The sequence below is a fragment of the Paenibacillus sp. S29 genome, assembly GCF_049319765.1.
GTDB lineage: Bacteria > Bacillota > Bacilli > Paenibacillales > Paenibacillaceae > Paenibacillus > Paenibacillus polymyxa_B.
Map to the genome: position 1 here is coordinate 66787 of NZ_JBMOUI010000001.1, position 15354 is coordinate 82140.

At 42.4% G+C, this 15354-nt stretch carries 12 protein-coding genes; 10 read left to right on the top strand and 2 right to left on the bottom strand.

Going from position 1 to position 15354, the window contains the following annotated elements:
- Window positions 1-43: 43 nt before the first annotated feature.
- Complete coding sequence (locus tag ACL9RM_RS00335; protein WP_414125940.1) at window positions 44-1765, bottom strand: cellulase family glycosylhydrolase; 1722 nt, start codon at window positions 1763-1765, stop codon at window positions 44-46.
- A gap of 213 nt (window positions 1766-1978) precedes the next feature.
- Here ACL9RM_RS00335 and ACL9RM_RS00340 point away from each other — a divergent pair, with 213 nt between their 5' ends.
- The 4 genes from ACL9RM_RS00340 to ACL9RM_RS00355 all read left to right on the top strand — a co-directional run bounded on the left by ACL9RM_RS00340 (window position 1979) and on the right by ACL9RM_RS00355 (window position 4593).
- A complete protein-coding gene (locus ACL9RM_RS00340) occupies window positions 1979-2743 on the top strand; it encodes a class I SAM-dependent methyltransferase (protein ID WP_414125942.1) in 765 nt (254 codons plus the stop codon).
- 105 nt (window positions 2744-2848) lie between these two features.
- Complete coding sequence (locus tag ACL9RM_RS00345; protein ID WP_013373879.1) at window positions 2849-3016, top strand: CxxH/CxxC protein; 168 nt, start codon at window positions 2849-2851, stop codon at window positions 3014-3016.
- A 123-nt stretch (window positions 3017-3139) separates the two neighbouring features.
- Window positions 3140-4075 (top strand): AraC family transcriptional regulator, encoded by a 936-nt coding sequence (locus tag ACL9RM_RS00350; RefSeq protein WP_414125944.1) that lies wholly within the window; start codon window positions 3140-3142, stop codon window positions 4073-4075.
- Between the two features lie 29 nt (window positions 4076-4104).
- A complete protein-coding gene (locus ACL9RM_RS00355) occupies window positions 4105-4593 on the top strand; it encodes a DinB family protein (protein WP_414125946.1) in 489 nt (162 codons plus the stop codon).
- 82 nt (window positions 4594-4675) lie between these two features.
- Here the strand turns inward: ACL9RM_RS00355 and ACL9RM_RS00360 are convergent, their stop codons facing one another.
- Window positions 4676-5020 carry a helix-turn-helix domain-containing protein gene (locus ACL9RM_RS00360; protein ID WP_322171823.1) on the bottom strand — a complete coding sequence of 115 codons (345 nt, stop codon included), beginning with the start codon at window positions 5018-5020 and terminating at the stop codon, window positions 4676-4678.
- A gap of 177 nt (window positions 5021-5197) precedes the next feature.
- Here ACL9RM_RS00360 and ACL9RM_RS00365 point away from each other — a divergent pair, with 177 nt between their 5' ends.
- The 6 genes from ACL9RM_RS00365 to ACL9RM_RS00390 all read left to right on the top strand — a co-directional run bounded on the left by ACL9RM_RS00365 (window position 5198) and on the right by ACL9RM_RS00390 (window position 15067).
- Window positions 5198-6031 carry a DNA-binding protein gene (locus tag ACL9RM_RS00365; RefSeq protein WP_414125948.1) on the top strand — a complete coding sequence of 278 codons (834 nt, stop codon included), beginning with the start codon at window positions 5198-5200 and terminating at the stop codon, window positions 6029-6031.
- Window positions 6032-6209: 178 nt separating this feature from the next.
- Entirely contained in the window at window positions 6210-6689 is a 480-nt protein-coding gene (gene rlmH, locus ACL9RM_RS00370) for a 23S rRNA (pseudouridine(1915)-N(3))-methyltransferase RlmH (RefSeq protein WP_414125950.1), read from the top strand.
- A 70-nt stretch (window positions 6690-6759) separates the two neighbouring features.
- Window positions 6760-9324: a type I restriction-modification system subunit M gene (locus tag ACL9RM_RS00375; RefSeq protein ID WP_414125952.1), complete on the top strand. Its 2565-nt coding sequence runs from the start codon at window positions 6760-6762 to the stop codon at window positions 9322-9324.
- The gene (locus ACL9RM_RS00380; protein ID WP_414125954.1) at window positions 9321-10532 is read left to right on the top strand and encodes a restriction endonuclease subunit S; all 1212 of its coding nucleotides are present in this window, start codon (window positions 9321-9323) and stop codon (window positions 10530-10532) included. The genes ACL9RM_RS00375 and ACL9RM_RS00380 overlap by 4 nt, the downstream gene beginning before the upstream one ends.
- 12 nt (window positions 10533-10544) lie before the next feature.
- Window positions 10545-13628, top strand: coding sequence for a type I restriction endonuclease subunit R, EcoR124 family (locus ACL9RM_RS00385; RefSeq protein WP_414125956.1), 3084 nt, complete (start codon window positions 10545-10547; stop codon window positions 13626-13628).
- 318 nt (window positions 13629-13946) lie between these two features.
- Window positions 13947-15067, top strand: a protein-coding gene (locus ACL9RM_RS00390) for an IS3 family transposase (RefSeq protein WP_414125958.1) whose coding sequence is annotated in 2 segments (ribosomal slippage) — window positions 13947-14196 and window positions 14196-15067 — 1122 coding nt in all. Because the reading frame shifts where the segments join, the coding sequence is not laid out codon by codon here.
- Window positions 15068-15354 lie beyond the last annotated feature (287 nt).

Genomic DNA, 15354 nt, shown 5'->3' on the forward strand with positions numbered 1-15354 from the left:
TATTCCCGGGAACGCCTTTTTCGATTTTTTGCTGCGCCTTAGATTAAGATGTCGTCCCCGTCACACGGGTTCCGCTCTTGGTGATCTTGTATGTCACCACATCGCCACTCCAGAAGTGGAACTTCAGCGTGACGTCGACATTTTTTACACTATTAAAAAATTCAGGTAACAGCTTGATACCGTTGGCATCATAGGCAGGGGCAAAGGTATTGCCAAACTCTTTATACGGTGTCCAATCCTGTGGACCGGCATTGCCACCATTCGTATACACGGCTTCCATCGTGGCAAGCTGGCTACCACGGAAGTCCGTTGGAATGGTAAAGGCTTGTGTAGTCCCTTCGACAGCACTTAATTTTGGAGTATCATACACGACTACTTTAAAATTCCAGTCTGCCCCCTTGTTAAACTTAGCGGTAATGACGGCATTCTCCCCATATTTACCGGAAGTGGTCAGGCTGGTGAGCAAGCTGGCTTTGAAGGTTAATGTATCTCCGCTCAGCGTATAGTCAGTGCCCTGTTTCAGTTGCTTGCTGCTCACACTGAGTGTTTTCAGCTGATTGCCGTTCAGGTTTAAAATGACCTTGGCATCCTGAGCAGGAGTGCCCTTCTTCAAGTGAATGAGGTCACTGGCTGCATTGGAGGAACGTCCTTTTAGGCTGGACTTAATGACATTGAAGAGTTCAGGATCAGACCATTTGTACGTTGTCCGGTTCAAGTGCTGGCCGTTATCCCAGAGCATACCTGTTATTTTCTTCTCCTTCATATAATAGGTCAGGAACTCGAAGAATTTCAGCTTTTCGCCCTGTTCAATAACACCTGTATGTTTATCGAAGCCGAGTAGGCCGTATTCACCGATAATGACCGGGATACCTTTGGCTACAAAGGTGTTATAGACGTTATCAAAGGTTTGAACAATATCGTTCTTGGTATCTTTCTCAAAGGTAGTATATCCGGCAATGTTCACACTGAAAGGCCAGAAGCCATAATAGTGGACGGTTGCAATCAGGTTGGGATCGTTCAGCTTGGTTATCGTGTTGTACAGCTCGTTGATTTTGGCCTGAGCAGGTGATGTATCCAAGCCAGGCAGAACAAGGGGGCGAGTGGCATTTTTACCGCCGGAGGCGCGGACGATTTTGTGGAAGGATACATTCAGTTCTTGGAGCATCTGATTCATTTTTGCTTCATCCGTAGTCCCTCCTTCGGAGAAACGGGGTTCGTTAATACTTTCAAACATCAGCTTGTTAGGTTGAGCTTTAAAGCGCTGGGCAATTTGTGTCCATAATGCGTTATAACGAGCTAGTACTTCATCATGCTTGGGCTCCATGCTGCTTACCCACGTCCATGAATCATGATGGACATTGATCATGACGTACAGATTGGCATCCAGTGCCCAGCGAACAACCTCTTCTACACGATTCATGTAGGCAGACTCAACGGTATAGTTCGGTGCTGCTCCAATGTGCTTATCCCAGGTGACGGGAATACGAATACTTTTGTATCCTTGGGCAGCAATTTGCTGGATCAACGCCTGGGTAATGCGCGGATTGCCCCAGGCTGTCTCATCCGCCCCGACAGCATCCAGAGAATTTCCTAAATTCCATCCAGGCTGCATGGCTTCTACATACGATTGCATGCTGCTCGCAGCCGCAGTTTGCGGTGCTTGTCCGTCAGATTCGGCAGCAGCGGCAACAGATGCGAACGTAGATAACAATAGGGTGATGGCAAGCGTCAACGACAGCAATGAAACGGGTCTTCGTTTTAACATAACAGGCCCCTTTACAAAGTTATTTTTGAAAACGCTTTCTAATAAACACTACCATACGATTTGAATATGGAATACCTGTATAATTCATGTAAAAATCATGTATTTATTAGATGTTTTAAATTTGTAAGCGTTATTATTGAAAAAATATAGAAATGAGTGTAGAATCTATGGCCCTACCAATTCCTCAATTACAAAAGAAAGAAGGAGATGAATATGAATAAGTGGGACACGGAAGAGGCCATTCGACGCTGGGATATGCATGCAGAAAACTTTACCGCCAAGTACACGGAGGAAGGGGATCGGTCTCGCGAAGTCCTGCTGAATCCGGCATTGCAAGCTTGTATGGAACCCCTAGAGGGCAAAAAAGTGCTGGATGCCGGCTGTGGCGAAGGCTATCTAAGCCGGAAAATGGCCAGGGCGGGTGCTTTGGTTGAGGCTGTCGATTACTCGACAGAGATGCTGAGGCTAGCCAAAGAGCGAACACCGTCAGCGTTGGGAATTACATATCACCATGGCAATCTGGAAAAGCTGGAGATGTTCGGGGACCAGAGTTTTGATCTAATCGTTTCGAATATGGTCATACAGGACTTGGCTCATTATGAGCGGGCGATTGCCGAAATGCGGCGGTTATTAGTTTCAGGAGGCAGCTTTATTTTTTCTATTCTGCATCCGTGCTTTCTGACGCCGCAGAGTGGTTGGGTGAAGGATGAGACAGGAAAAAAGCTGTATTGGAAAGTGAATCAATATTTCAACGAAGGCCCATTGGAGCAAGCAATCCCTTATGATCAGGAAGAAAAGTTTTTGTACTTTCACCGTACGCTGGGCAGCTATGTACAGACCATTATTGACGCGGGTTTGCTGTTGGAAGGGATGATCGAACCCAAGCCGTCTGCCGAAATGTTGGAGAAATATCCCCATTTTCACGAGGACCTGAATGTCACTCATTTTCTTGTTTTTACAACCAGACGATCGGGGTAAAAAGCAAGCCCTTTTCTTTCCGCGTCAAGTGTGGTAGAACAAAAGAAGGCGATTTTGGCACACCTACAACAGGAAGAGCTTCAAACGGAAAGGGATGCAACTGGAATGTACGTGGTATGTAAAGAGCATGTAGAACTGGCAATTGATATGTTCGTCGATGAATACGAGGATGCACCGGATGTCGTCGATCTCAAGGAAACGAAATTTTCGGATTGGGACCCTCCAGTGAAGTGCAAGGAATGTGAGAAGAAAGCAGAGTTTTTGGTCGTCTAAAAAACAAGCACGGGCGTTTCGGGCAGAAACGTCCTTTTTGTATACCAGGATTTATTGCAAAAATACCCCATACATAGAGCTATATTTATTCCCACCACGTGCTGAGACAGGAGTGAACGATGGATGGACCCTTTGCTGCATTCACTATTTCGTCCGCTTCAAGTCAATGGAAGTGATCTGTCCACGTATTATATCGAACAAAAGCCGTCTGCTGCGCTAGAAGCCCACGTAGCCTGTTATTGGGAGTCCGGTCCGGCTAATAGGGTGGTAGAGGGAAATCTAGCAGCTTCGTACGGAGACACCGCTTTGTTAAGCCTGCCGCAGGAAGAAACCATGGAGCGGGTATTACCTGATGGCTGTACGGATATTCTATTAGAATACGATCCGGTGAATAAGCGTCAGCAACTCTCGTACTGCGGGACATTTACGCAACCATTTGTGTCTGCCAGACAAGCAGGGTCCGAGACACGTATTTTTGCCGTTCGATTTTTTCCGGGCGGGGCACATTATTTTCACGGGATGCCCACTCACTTGTTTACAGGCGGTAATTACCGCTTGGAAGATCTCTGGCCCGAAAGCATCACCATCATAGGTGAGCGCATTATGGAAGCGCAGAATTTCAATGAACGGGTGCGCATAATGGATGAGTATCTTAACCAGCTTCTGCTGCGCCAACGCACGAACGATTGTGACCTGATGAAAAACTTGCTGCATCGCATCTTCATGAGCTGTGGGAGTATGGGGGTTAAGGAGCTGGCGGAGCGTGAGGCGATCAGTGAAAGGCAGCTTAACCGTAAGTTTGGACAATGGATCGGAATCAGCCCGAAAAAGTTCAGTGAAGTCGTCCGCTTCCAGAGCGTTCTGCACAGTATCCAAAGCGACGGGGGTCTGGATTGGACAGAGCTGGCATTGAAGCACAGCTTTTTCGACCAGGCGCATCTGATCCGCGATTTTCGCAGGTTTTATGGCGATTCCCCGCTTACTGCGGCTAAGGATTTACGGAAGTTGTCCGATTTTTACAATACACGCCCAGAGGCTTCGGCTATACTCAAAATATGAACAAGGAATGGCAAAGGAGAGATGAGAATATGAGTGGAACGCTGCAAGTTCGAGATCATTTGCTGAATGAGCTGGAGACCGGAGTACGGACGGGGGAAGCTTTGATCCGTAAAATACGCCCAGAGGATTGGAGCTTTCGTCCACAGGAAAATTTCCGCTCGCTGCTGGAGTTAGTACATCACTTTGTACTTATCCCAGCTTCGGATCTTGCGATAATGCAGGAGAAGTCTGAGGGTGAAGTGGGAAGCATTGAAAGCAGCCTGTCCGGGGTGGAAGATCCCGAGCGCTTGGCTGTGACTTTCAGGCAGAATTTTGAGGCTTATAAGGCTTACATTCTTTCACTCAGCGAAGACGATTATCTGAACCGTTCGACGAAAGCTTTCTATATGGAGCATGGACATTTGCAGGTTCAATGGCAGATTGAGATCTTGACCCACGTATTCCATCATCGTTCGCAGATTTATAATTATCTGAAGCAACTGGGACATGAAGTGAGCTTTTTTATGTTGTACGCTTGAGTATCTTTTATAAAACGTTTGGAGGGCACCTGTGCGGTGCTCTTTTTTGGTTTTATTTAAGGCCTTTATAGGATGGCATGACTTACTTGAACGCACGTGAAACTTCTTTACTAACTCGTCTGAGAATGCCGATTTGCTCTTCGTTCAATCTGCTGGTCAACGCTACAAACTCATCTATTGCCTCTTGCCGAATCGTTTCGTCTTTAGTCATATGTTCTTTGGAAAACATTAACTCACTGATAGACACGTTTAAGGCAGTTAACACTTTCTCCAAGGTATCAATCGAAAAGTTCCTTTCGCCTCTTTCTAATGCACCAATATATCGATAGTCCAAGCTTGCGATGTCAGCTAGCTTTTGCTGTGTAAGTCCCTTTGCATTTCGAATAGCACGGATTCTAATTCCCATCTGCTTGCGTAATTCTGTCATATAACCACCTCATAACAAGCTTATGGAAGATGCAGTATAAAAGTCAGGTCAAAATATATAGTAAAAATGGTTTATATTACGCATTTTAAGTAGTATAATTAATTTGTTTAGTCACTCCTCACGAGTGGTTAGCAACTCTAAATCGATAATGAGGATATACTAGAGGAGGTAACATTTTTGCAAGAGGACATTCTAAAATCACTCAAACCGGACATCATTGTTGAAATGTTAGAAATAGCTGTGGCTTTTGAAAACTGGAAAAAGGTGATGGAGACGGCGGATATTTTGTACCAGTGTGTACAGCGTATCTATGAAGAACGGCAGTATCATAAAGCAATGAAATTACCCATTCCGCATGTCCATTTAGAACGTCCGTTGGTATATTATTTTGGGCTCAGTCACCTGATGTGTGGAATGGCTCACCAGAACCAGGGTACATATGAGCAGGCAAGGGAGTGCATCTATAAGTATGTTGAGCTAGGGTGGATGGAGGATTTAGAGGAAGAAGGTAATCAGGTTGTCGAGGAATTCAGGTTTTCAGCCAAAACTAATTTATATGCAGTAGATATTTTGTCTGGAAATATAGAGCTGCTGGAGGAATACGTAGCCTTTTTGCAGGATAATCTAGAGGAAATATTACCGGGGCTGAATACCATATTACAGGCAGCGCTTATGTATCCTTTGGATGTAGGGGATATTTTACATACGTTTGCAGAGCAGATTGATGAATTTGAGAGTTATGAAGACGCAGAGAATATATCTTACTATTATAGCTACTGCTATCATTTGGCTTTGTACTATCGAAAGTGTGGCAGATTACAGGATGCAGTGATACTTACTGTGCGAGCGATGCAACTAGCTGATCAGTCGGGTAATGATCGTAATTTCAAGAAATGCACAGCATTGTTTGAAACATTACGGGAGTCGGCGACAGCGGAACAAATTAGTCAATATCGACAGCTGCTAATGCAGTGTCTTGATGAATACGGAGCTGAGAGCATTCCATTGTGAAGAGTGTAAATGAATGATCCGCTATAATCTGAACAGGGAATAGGCTCGTAGTGGAGAGGAAATAGATAGGTAAGAGACGTTTCAGGTGCTAAAATAACTATGTTACAGGTATGTTTTTAAGTTAGGGATCGTAAATGCGATTTTACATTATCATTCGACATAGATAGGGGTAAGGAATTTGTTTATTCAGCTTATAGGTGTGGGAAAGTTAAAAGAGAAGTATTTGGTCATGGGCATTCAGGAATATGCCAAACGGCTAGGGCCATACATCAAGTTCCAAATGATTGAGGTAGCCGATGAAAAGGCTCCTGATACACTGAGCGAGGCTGAGGTTCGACAGGTCAAGGAGCGAGAGGGAGAGCGCATTCTTGCTCATGTGAAAAGTGAAGCACATGTCATTGTGCTTGCCATCGACGGCAAACTGTGGAGTTCGGAAGAACTCGCAGAGGAATTAGACAAGCTCGGCACCTACGGTACAAGCCGTGTTGTCTTCGTCATTGGCGGAAGCCACGGACTCTCTGACGAAGTCCTCCGTCGCGCCCAGCAAAAGCTGAGCTTCGGAAGGATGACTTTGCCACATCAACTGATGAGGTTTGTGCTGGTGGAACAGATTTATCGGGCGGTGAAGATTAATCGGGGTGAACCGTACCACAAGTAGGGCGAAATTTGTATAATTAAGCTAAGTCAGTAGTTACTTAGTCAAACGTAAGATTATTGGAGGATGCATAGTGATTACATCAGAAGAAATAAAACGTAGATTATGGAACGGAGCAAACGAGTTACGAGGTTCAATGGATGCAAGCCGATACAAGGACTATATGCTTGGACTAATGTTTTATAAGTTTTTAAGTGACATGACGTTGGACACATTCAAAAAGGTTAGCCGTTTAGGACAAATGTCTGAGTCACAATTGGTAGAGGAATATATCAATGCTAGAGCCGAAATTGGTGAAGATCTGGACGGTATGCTTCAACAGGCACTTGGTTATTATGTGTTACCCGAGTACCTCTATCAGACATGGTTAAAGGATATTCGTTCAGGAGATTTTGAAGTTGAAAAGGTAACCGACAGTTTGAATAACTTCGAGCGAACAATTGCGGTGTCGGGTGGTTCCGATGATTTCAAAGGATTATTCTCAAGTTCTACACTTGATTTAACAGATACAGCTTTAGGTAATGATCCCAATGCACGAAATAAGAATATTAAAGCGCTGATTTTGCTATTCGCTGATTTAAACATGATTTCCTTGCAAAAAGGTGATGTCTTAGGTGATGCTTATGAGTATCTTATTGGTCAGTTCGCAATGGGGTCAGGTAAGAAGGCTGGAGAATTCTATACGCCCCATCAAGTTAGTGAAGTTATGGCACAAATTGTTGCAAAAAAACAAAACATAAAGTCAATCTATGACCCGACAGTTGGATCAGGTTCGTTGCTTTTGACGGTGAAGAAGCATCTAGCTAGAGATATTCAAAAAGATTTGAATTATTATGGACAAGAAAAGAACACAGCTACCTATAACTTGACCCGAATGAATCTCTTGCTTCATGGAGTTCGTCCTGACAAAATGACCATTAAAAATGGAGACACACTTTCACATGACTGGCCAGAAGATCCGGAACGACCGAATGAAGGTGTGCTATTTGATGCGGTCGTAATGAACCCACCTTACTCAGCTAAAAATTGGAATAAAGCAGAATTGAAAATAAGCGATCCTCGATTTGAAATCGCTGGAGCATTACCGCCCGACTCTAAGGGAGATTATGCTTTCCTATTGCATGGATTATTCCACTTAGGTCAGGAAGGGACAATGGCTATTGTATTGCCGCACGGTGTGTTATTCCGTGGAGGAGCGGAAGGAAAAATCCGTGAGCGATTGATTGATAGAAATCAGATCGATACAGTCATTGGTTTACCAAGTAACCTCTTCACCAACACGGGGATTCCTGTTGCTGTCATGATATTGAAGAAGAATCGTACACCAGACGTCCCAGTCTTAATTATCGATGCTTCACGTGATTTTATTAAAGTGGGTAAACAAAATATTCTACGGGAAAAAGATATCGCCAAAATTGTGGACACCTATGTTGAACGTAGAGTAGAGAAAGGATACAGCTTTGTAGCGGATCGCCAAACGATCATTGAAAATGATTATAACTTGAATATCCCAAGGTATGTAGAAGCCATCGAGGCAGATATTGCCCATGATGTGGATGCACATTTATTGGGCGGTATTCCACGGAAGAATATTGAAAATATGCATGTGTTGCAGTCCGAAGTACCCGATCTATTGGAGAGTGCCTTAAAGGAAATTCGTAGCGGATATGTTCAACTTCAAAAACCCATATCTGAGCTGTCTAAGGAAATATTAAATGATGTTCGAGTGGTTGAAAAAGCGAAGCAAATTGAAGACAAAGCTAAATCGTATATTCATAAATATTGGGATATTTTGCGAACGGTAAACAAGAATAGCGATATGAAGGAACTTATGGATAATATGCTGGTTGAAATCAATCTAATATTGACGGAGTTTAACCATATTAATGTCTATGATGGATATCAGGTTGTGGCGGAAATTTGGAAGACTGCATTAACTCATGATACAGAAATTATTGCATCAAGTGATTTCTATACAGCAGGACGTATTCGGGAACCTCGTATGGTTACGAAAGGGTCCGGCGATAAGAAACGTGAAGAGCAGGAAGGTTGGATCGGATTAATTGTGCCGAATGAATTAATTACACAACATCTGTATCGGGCTAAATTGCAGGAAATTGAATTGAAGAAAGAACGTGTGTTAGAGATTGAAAATGAACTTACCGACTTGGTGGAAGCTGCAAAAGTGGAAGAAAGTGAAGAAGCTACCGCTTTAAGTGAAGGTATGAACGAAGCAGGAGAAGCCTTTGAGAAGAAGTCCATTAAGGCTGAGTTGAAGAAGGTAAGTAAGAATTCAGCAGAATATAAACTGCTTGGGAAAGTAGATCAGTTCCTAACGAACAAAGATGCTATGAACAAAGCGATCAAAGCGGATGAGAAGACACTGAACGAAGCTGTTCAAGAACGTATTCTAACGTTGACGAACGAAGAAATAGATCAATTGATGTTTCAAAAATGGTTTGGCAGTACAGTCGCTACAATTGTTGGATTAGTAGAGTTACCGCTAAAAAAAGAACTGAACACATTGCAAATGTTGCATGATCGATATCATGAGACTTTAACAGCGATTGACGATGAGAGCCGTGACTTGGAATCGGCATTTGAGGCATTGATGAATGAATTGGTGGTGGGACCATGACGGAACAAGAAAAATTAGTTCCCAAAAGGCGATTTAAAGAATTCGGAAATGCCACCGCTTGGGAACAGCGTGAGTATGGCGAGGTTATAGATTTATTGTCGGGACAGGACTTTTCGCCTTCAGAATATAACGATACGTTTAACGGTATACCTTATATGACAGGGGCTAGTTGTATAGTTGGGACAGAGACTATCGTTAACCGTTGGACAACAGTTCCTAGATGTTTAGCAGAAAAGGGTGACGTTTTGCTTGTCTGTAAGGGATCTGGTTATGGAGCAATCGCTGTATTGGCACAAGATAAAGCACATATTGCTAGGCAATTTATGGCTTTGAAAAATCTACCCAATCTAGATAAAGTCTTTAATTTCTACCTATTGAATTCAGTAATAGAAAATATTAAAAAAGATGCTAGAGGTTTAATAGCCGGGATTGCACGGGATGCCGTTATAAAACAAGAAATTTCTATTCCATTATTTGAAGAACAATCCCAAATCGGTACCTTTTTCAAACAGCTCGACCACCTTATCACCCTTCATCAGCGTAAGTTAGAGAAGTTGAAATCTTTAAAATCTGCTTATCTCTCAGAAATGTTTCCTGCTGAAGGTGAAAATATGCCAAAACGAAGATTTGCAGGTTTTACTGGCGCTTGGGAACAGCGTAAGTTGGGGGAGCTAGCTGATATTGTACGCGGTGCAAGTCCTAGACCTATTCAGGATCCAAAATGGTTTGATGATAAATCAGAAACAGGATGGTTGCGAATTTCTGATGTAACTGAGCAGAACGGACGAATTCATCATCTTGAACAACGCATTTCAAAAGCTGGGCAAGAAAAAACTCGAGTGTTAGAAGAGCCACATTTATTGTTGAGTATAGCTGCAACAGTCGGAAAACCAGTTGTAAACTATATTAAGACCGGCGTACATGATGGATTTTTAATCTTTCAAGACCCGAAATTTGATCGTGAATTCATGTTCCAGTGGTTAGAGGCGTTTCGTCCGCAATGGCGACAATATGGACAGCCTGGAAGTCAAGTCAATTTGAATTCGGACATTGTGAAAAATCAAGAGATTGCTCTACCAAATGAAGAGGAACAAAAGGAAATTGGGGTATTTTTTTCAAAACTCGACCACCTCATCACCCTTCATCAGCGTAAGCTAGAAAAACTACAAAATATCAAAAGAGCATACCTAAACGAGATGTTTGTCTAGAAAGGGGAACCTATGAGCAATACACCAAAGAGTGCATCAGAGCGTACGTTTCAGGAGCAATTTGTCAAAGAACTGCAAAAATATAAATGGGAAGCACCTGATTTCTTAAACGGGAATAAACAGGCCGTAACTGTCGATGACCTAATTCATCATTGGCGGAGCGAGCTGAATCGAATCAATGTGGATCAACTAGAAGGCGTGGTACTGACTGATAATGAGTTCAAACAAGTAATGGCCAAAGTGAATCAGATCAGTAACAGCTATGAAGCGGCAAAAATACTTGCCATAGAGAATTCAAAAGGCAAGATTGATGGTATCTATCGTGATGACAATCCAAAAGTAACAAGGAAACAAATCACCTTAACGATTCTAAAAAAAGCAGAGGTACGTGGCGGAGACTCAAGTTATAAGATTGCTAGAGAGGTACGGACTACGAATGATAACCGATTTGATATTGTCCTGCTAATCAATGGTCTACCGCTGATTAACATCGAGCAAAAGCGTACCGATAAGACGCTAGACGAAGCATTTGGTCAATTTATACGTTACTATCGTGATGGTGAGTACAGCCATAATTTTATGGCTTTTTCGCAGATGATGGTGATGACGTCTGAAATTGCGACTCGTTATTTTGCTACACCCAAATCGATTAAAGATTTTAACCTGAGTTTTGTTTTCCATTGGGCGGATAAAGAGAATCATGCGGTGAATGCGTGGCAACAGGTGATCGGACAATTTTTAATGATTCCAATGGCTCATCAGATCATAGGGGACTATCTCGTTATTGATGAAGCACGAGAGGAAGAGAATAGACGACATATGCTTATGCGCCCTTATCAAGTACATGCTTTGCAAGCAGTCGAAGGTGCGGCATTTGGCTGGGACAACGATGGAAAAATTCCGCATGGTGGTTTTGTATGGCACACAACAGGTTCAGGTAAGACCATTACAAGTTTTAAAACGGCATTTTTCTTATCTACTAGAGTAGGATTTGATAAAGTGGTCTTCCTGGTAGACCGTCGTGAGTTAGACAATCGAACAAGTGAGAATTTCAAAGCATATGCTGCGTACGAATCGGTGTCTGTAGATGACACGAAACACACGTATCAGCTTAAAAAGATACTTAAATCCGCTAAGACCGGTATTGTGGTTACAACTACATTTAAATTAAATGGATTAGTGAAAGAACTTAAAGAAGCCCAAGATGCTAGTTTAGTAGATAAAAAGTTGGTATTTATTATTGATGAAGCTCACCGTACAACGATGGGGCAAATGATGGGGGATATTAAGGGCTATTTTAAGAAGAACGCACTCTTTATCGGTTTTACAGGTACACCTTTATTTGACGAAAATAAGGTCAAGGGTAAAATCAATGAGAAAAGTGAACTTATCAATACAACGGAAAAGTTATTCGGGCCCAAATTACATCAGTATACAATTGATGAAGCGATTGCTGATAAGAACGTATTAGGTTTCCACGTTGATTATATCAATACTGGGGAATTTAAAGGTTATGATGATTTAAGAGAACAATTAATCGAGAAATTGAAAGATGATAGTCCAGATAAGCCAGAGAGGGAAATTGAGCGACAGGTGCAAGCCATGTCAGAACTTGACGTTGAAAAGCAAGCGGTGAAACACAGTTTACTCATCTATCAGGATGAAGCCCACATTCCACGCGTAGTTGAAGAAATGCTGAATAATTGGGAATCGCAGTCTCAGGGCAAAGAATTTAACGCGATTCTGACCGTTGCTTATAAAAATCGTGTCATGGCTTATTATGATGAGTTTAAAAAACAGCTAGCTGAGCGTGGGGAAACCCTAAATGTTGCAATGACCTTTAGCTTTGGTAATGAGAATGATCCTACACCGTTAGATCCTAAAGTCGTTGAAATGATGTTTAGAGACTATGCCTTATTTACGGGCATATCATTCGTGATGGGTGATAAAAAACATGGTGAAGATGCTTATTTCGAAGATGTCGTGGAACGTACTACTAGAGGGGGAAGCGGGCGAAATCCTAAGAATATAGATCTTGTTATTGTAGCCAACCAATTACTAACAGGGTATGACTCGAAGCGATTGAATACGCTTTATGTTGATCGTAAACTTGAACTTCAGGAATTAATTCAAGCGTATTCACGGACAAATCGTGTGTTTGGCTCTACCAAAGAATTCGGAACGATTATTAATTTTCAGTATCCACGGATTACAGAAGAGGCTGTTAATGAGGCGCTGAAGTTGTATGGCAGTGGGGGAAAGAGCAGCAAAGCCATTGTAGATACCTATGTTAATGCGGTACATAAATTAGCGGTGAAAGTTACTGTAATGATTCCGACTTTACCTGACCCTACAGATTGGCAATCCATTGCAAATGATGAACAGAAAAAGGAAGCCTTTATACTTGCATTTAAAGATGTTGCTGAGCAACTGAATGTAGTCGAGCAATATTATGAATTCAGGTGGGATGACCTTGCTTTTGGTATAGATGAGCACACTTGGTTACAATATGTCGGTGCTTATAAGAACTTAACGTGGCAACCGGGCATACCGGTTCCACCTACAACTGTTAATGCGCTTGTTGGGAAAACAAAGTTAGCAGGAACGCAAGTTATTGATGCTAATCATATTCTTAATTTAATTGGTTCAAAAGTGACTTCACCTTATGGTATACAAACTGTGGATAAGGAAACACTTCGAATTATCCATGAACAAATTCAAGAGTTAAGTAATATGGGGGAGCATGAGCAAGCGAAGTTGTTGAGGGAATTTGTAGACGACAAGCTTGTGCCTGGTCACCTATCAAGTAGTGTTAACTTTGATGAGGCGTTTGAACTATGGAAGACAAGCAAGTTACACAATGTAATCAATGAATTTGCCATGGAGTGGGGATTAGATAGTAAGCTGATTGAAAGGTCAATATATGCATACTCTACATCACAACCTGCGGTTGTGCCTTATATTGAAGATCTTCTGAATAGTGTAGATTTCAGTAAGGCAATGAATCAAACGGCAGGAAGTCAGTTGAAACATAGTATACGATTATCTAAAGAACTCCCACAGTGGATTGCTGAAACGAAGCAAAAGTATATTTAATTTTATTTCATATAAATGCTGCTTACTCGTTGCAATTAGTAAGCTATCAAGTATACTAGATCATGCTCAGAAGAAGAAAAAGATCAACAACTTATTGTTTTAGATGCCAAAAAAGATGGCATGATTAAAAAATATCGGGTTATTTAAAAAAAACATAGTGGGTTCTAACTTGAGTTGAAAAAAGTAGTAAATAAGTTGACACTCCACAGAATTCGGCAAAATCATTTGTCTACATAGGTGGATCGGCTACACTAAGTTGGACAGAAAAAATAAGGGCTTGTAGAATAAACCTATCATGTTAAGGAGCGGAACTCTACCATGCCCAAACAACAACGACGTACCTTTACAGCAGAATTCAAAAAACAAATGGTTCAGCTCTATGAAAATGGAAAATCCAGAGCAGATCTGGTCGAGGAATATGGCCTCACCGCATCGGCTTTGGATCGCTGGATCAAGCAAGCTCAGGCTACAGGCTCCTTCAAGGAGAAGGACAATCGTTCACCCGAAGAAAATGAGCTGAATGCTCTAAGGAAAGAAGTTCAGCGTCTGCGGATGGAGAACGATATTTTAAAGCAAGCGGCGCTGATCATGGGACGAAAGTAGCTATCATCCGCAGCAACCGTGATAAATACTCGGTATCAGCAATGTGTGACGTCCTGCAAATGGCAAGAAGTACATTCTATTACGAAGCGAAAGAACAACCAAAAGAAGAGAAACTCACGAAAGCGATTGTGGAGATTTTCCACAAGAATCGAAAAGCCTACGGCACGCGAAAGATCAAAGTCAAGCTCCAGGAACAAGGCTTCATCGCGTCCAGACGCCGCATTGGCCGGATCATGAAGGATCAAGGACTCGTCTCTACCTACACGGTGGCGCAATATAAGCCCGTAAAAACGGCGTGTAACGATGCACGGACGGCAAATGTGCTGGATCGTGAGTTCGAGCAAACCCGAGTTAAACGCTTTGTCGTCAGTGATCTGACGTATGTGAAAGTCCAAAACAAGTGGCATTACATTTGCGTGCTCATCGACCTGTTCAATCGAGAAATTATTGGTCATAGTGCAGGCCCAAATAAGGACGCTGCTCTGATTTCACGCGCCTTTGCTACGGTACAGGGTGATTTGCGTCAAATTCAGTGGTTTCATACGGACCGCGGCAGCGAGTTTAAAAATCAAAGGATGGATGAGCTTCTGGAGACCTTTGAAATCGGCCGATCTCTAAGTATGAAAGGCTGTCCCTATGATAATGCCGTGGCCGAAGCTACCTACAAAGTCATGAAAACCGAGTTCATCCACCAGATGAGCTTCCAAAACCTTCGTCATCTGGAATTGGAACTATACGATTACGTCAACTGGTTTAACAAGCATCGGATTCACGGAACACTGGGATACATGACACCTGTTCAGTATCGCCAAGAAGCCCTTAAAAAAGCTGTCTGATTTACTGTTGACAATCCAGATTTAAAATAAGATTAGATAAAAAGACCCCTCACGAGCCTTCATGGATAGCGTATGTGTATATCCAGATTAGCCGTAGAGGGGTTTTGCTATTTCCACGTTTAACCTATGGAGCAGTAGGTAAACGGGAATTCAGGACTTGGGCGTTCCCGTATCTGGGAATCAATTGCCTTTATTATCTCTTTGGATCCCCGAAGTGTCGTAAGAACTTCTTCTGTGTTTAGAATGAACCCACTCATTTAAATACTAGTAAATTTATCCTATTTCTG

Excerpts from the sequence above, each read along its gene's own strand:
- ACL9RM_RS00335 (WP_414125940.1), bottom strand. The coding sequence starts at position 1,765 with ATGTTAAAACGAAGACCCGTTTCATTGCTGTCGTTGACGCTTGCCATC.
- ACL9RM_RS00340 (WP_414125942.1), top strand. The coding sequence starts at position 1,979 with ATGAATAAGTGGGACACGGAAGAGGCCATTCGACGCTGGGATATGCAT.
- ACL9RM_RS00345 (WP_013373879.1), top strand. The coding sequence starts at position 2,849 with ATGTACGTGGTATGTAAAGAGCATGTAGAACTGGCAATTGATATGTTC.
- ACL9RM_RS00350 (WP_414125944.1), top strand. The coding sequence starts at position 3,140 with ATGGACCCTTTGCTGCATTCACTATTTCGTCCGCTTCAAGTCAATGGA.
- ACL9RM_RS00355 (WP_414125946.1), top strand. The coding sequence starts at position 4,105 with ATGAGTGGAACGCTGCAAGTTCGAGATCATTTGCTGAATGAGCTGGAG.
- ACL9RM_RS00360 (WP_322171823.1), bottom strand. The coding sequence starts at position 5,020 with ATGACAGAATTACGCAAGCAGATGGGAATTAGAATCCGTGCTATTCGA.
- ACL9RM_RS00380 (WP_414125954.1), top strand. The coding sequence starts at position 9,321 with ATGACGGAACAAGAAAAATTAGTTCCCAAAAGGCGATTTAAAGAATTC.
- ACL9RM_RS00385 (WP_414125956.1), top strand. The coding sequence starts at position 10,545 with ATGAGCAATACACCAAAGAGTGCATCAGAGCGTACGTTTCAGGAGCAA.